Below are 2632 nucleotides of genomic sequence, written 5' to 3' on the forward strand. Positions count from 1 at the left end.
GCCGCGAACAGCGCCTTCATCTTCTTCAGCGCATTGGCCTCGATCTGGCGGATGCGTTCGGCGGAGACGCCGTATTCGTCGGCCAATTCCTGCAGGGTCACCTTGCTGTCGGCGTCCAGCCAGCGGCGCTTGATGATGTCGCGGCTGCGGGCGTCGAGTTTGGCCATGCCCTCGCGCAGCACGTCCAGTTGGTCGGCTTCGCTGTCGGCCGATTCGTAAACGCTGGCGGGGTCGGCGTCGTGTGCAACCAAGTAATTGGCCGGGGCGGGCGGGGCGTGGTCGTCGTCGGCATCATCGGGGGCGTCAAAGCCGATGTCGCGGCCAGACAGGCGCGCTTCCATCTCCAGCACTTCGCGCTCGGACACGTTCAAGTCCTTGGCCACGGCGCTGACTTCGGCGGCATTGAGCCAGCCCAAGCGCTTTTTTGACTTGCGCAGGTTGAAGAACAACTTGCGTTGCGCCTTGGTGGTGGCGACTTTCACGATCCGCCAGTTCTTGATGATGTAGTCGTGCATCTCGGCACGAATCCAATGCACCGCAAAGCTGACCAAACGCACGCCCACGGCCGGGTCGAAGCGTTTGACTGCTTTCATCAGGCCGATATTGCCTTCCTGGATCAGGTCGCCCAACTGCAAGCCGTAGCCGCTGTAGCCGCGCGCCACGTGCACCACGAAGCGCAGGTGCGAGAGGATCAAATCTTGCGCAGCGCCAATGTCATTGTGGTCGCGCAGGCGCACGGCCAAGGCATGTTCGTCTTCGGCGGTGAGCACCGGAATTTCGTGCACGCCGCTGATGTAGGCTTCCAGCGAGCCGATCGCGCTGGGGATCGGCAGGTTGTTGGCAACAAGTGCGGTGGATGTCATGGTGGTGTCCCTCATGCCTTGGATTCTAGCAGTCGCCATCTTTGACTGCTAACTGCTTGAAGAGTTCCCTTGCGTTCCATTCATGGAATGATGCGGGTGCTTCCGACACAGTGAGTTGATATGCGGCCGCCCAGGCCGATTACAAGCCTGCAGCGAGGTTCGCCAGTGGCGGCAATGCCCATTCGATAGGGGATTGGCCATTCCGGGCAAGGTATTGATTCGTTGATGAAAAATGCCCGCAGCCCAGAAACCCGCGATGTGCCGATAGCGGCGAAGGGTGTGGTGCTTTCAGTACGCGATGGCGGCGCGGGTCGATCACTGCGCCCTTCTTTTGTGCGTAGCTGCCCCACAGTAAAAACACCAGCCCGTCGCGCTCACGGTTCAGCACATCGATGACATGGTCGGTGAAGCCTTCCCAACCCTTGCCCTGATGGCTGCCGGGCTTGCCGTCTTCCACGGTGAGCACCGCATTGAGCAGCAAGACGCCTTGCTGTGCCCACGGCAGCAGATAACCGTGATCGGGGCGGGTGAAGCCGGTGCTGGCCTCCAATTCCTTGTAAATATTGAGCAGTGACGGCGGCACCGGCACCCCCGGCAGCACCGAGAAGCACAGCCCATGCGCCTGGCCCGGCCCGTGATAAGGGTCTTGCCCAAGGATGACCAGCTTCACCGCATCGAACGGAGTGGCATTGAAAGCGGCAAAGATGTCGCGCCCGGGCGGATACACCGTGGCTCCGGCCGCTTTGCGCTGACGCAGGAAATGGGCGAGCTGCTGCATGTCCTCGCGCGCAAACCAGTCACCGATGCGCGCCTTCCAGCTGGGCTCCAATTGCAACGCGGCCATCAGATCACGCCGCGTTTTTTTTCCAGCAGCAGATACCCGATGCCGACTGCGCCGCCGATGCCCAGCGACAGCAACCCACCCAGCGGGCTAAGCCAATACGCCAGACCTGCTGCGATCAGACCCAGGATGACAAATTGCGAATAGCGCCAGCGGCTTTCGCGGAAACTTTTCAGCTCGCCCATCGCTTACACCTTGTAGCCGGTATGAATGGCCACGATGCCAGCGCTCAGGTTGCGATAACTGCAGCGCGCAAGGCCGGCGGCTTCCATCATCGCTTGCAATTCTGCTTGCGGCGGATGCTTGCGGATGGATTCGGCCAGATATTGATAGCTGTCGGCATCACCGGCAAACAGCTTGCCCAGCTTGGGCAGCACATGAAACGAATGGAAGTCGTAGATTGGCTTGAACCACTGCGCCTGCACCTCCGAAAACTCCAGCACCCGCGCCTGCCCGCCCACTTTCAGCACGCGCTGGATTTCGCGCAGCGCGGCGTCCTTGTCGGTGACGTTGCGCAGGCCAAACGCCATCGTCACCAAGTCGAAACTGGCATCCGGAAACGGCAGGCTCTGCGCGTTGCACTGCACATAGTCAAACCCGCGCACATTGCCGCGGTTGGTCATGCGGTCGCGGCCCACGCGCAGCATGTCACCGTTGATATCGCCCAATACCAGCTCGCCGGTATCGCCCACACGGTCTTTCAGCAGTGCAGCGATGTCGCCGGTGCCGCCGGCCAGGTCCAGCACCCGTGCGCCTCTGCGCACTTGGCAGGTGGCCACGAAGAAGCGCTTCCACACACGATGGATGCCCAGACTCATGGCATCGTTCATCAAGTCGTAGTTGCCGGCCACCGAGGAAAACACCTCGGCCACCAATTTTTGTTTTTCGGCCACCGGCACATCGCGAAAGCCGAAGTGGGTGGTGTCGG

The 2632-nt window shown here is 61.2% G+C and carries 4 protein-coding genes; all 4 read right to left on the reverse strand.

Annotated elements, in window-relative coordinates:
- The coding region (gene rpoH / locus QWB57_RS03340) for an RNA polymerase sigma factor RpoH (protein WP_223629635.1) at positions 1-878 on the reverse strand (878 nt) is incomplete at its 3' end.
- 124 nt (positions 879-1002) lie between these two features.
- Complete coding sequence (gene ung, locus QWB57_RS03345; protein WP_288968326.1) at positions 1003-1707, reverse strand: uracil-DNA glycosylase; 705 nt, start codon at positions 1705-1707, stop codon at positions 1003-1005.
- Complete coding sequence (locus QWB57_RS03350; protein ID WP_223629637.1) at positions 1707-1889, reverse strand: hypothetical protein; 183 nt, start codon at positions 1887-1889, stop codon at positions 1707-1709. Before QWB57_RS03350 ends, ung begins: the two co-directional genes overlap by 1 nt.
- A 3-nt stretch (positions 1890-1892) precedes the next feature.
- On the reverse strand, positions 1893-2632 hold a 740-nt coding region (ubiE, locus tag QWB57_RS03355), incomplete at its 5' end, for a bifunctional demethylmenaquinone methyltransferase/2-methoxy-6-polyprenyl-1,4-benzoquinol methylase UbiE (RefSeq protein WP_288968328.1).

The sequence above is a fragment of the uncultured Thermomonas sp. genome (genome assembly GCF_937872235.1).
In the GTDB taxonomy this organism is placed as follows: Bacteria; Pseudomonadota; Gammaproteobacteria; order Xanthomonadales; family Xanthomonadaceae; genus Thermomonas; species Thermomonas beijingensis.

Coding starts and splice junctions, on each gene's coding strand:
- ung (WP_288968326.1), bottom strand. CDS start 1,707: ATGGCCGCGTTGCAATTGGAGCCCAGCTGGAAGGCGCGCATCGGTGAC.
- QWB57_RS03350 (WP_223629637.1), bottom strand. CDS start 1,889: ATGGGCGAGCTGAAAAGTTTCCGCGAAAGCCGCTGGCGCTATTCGCAA.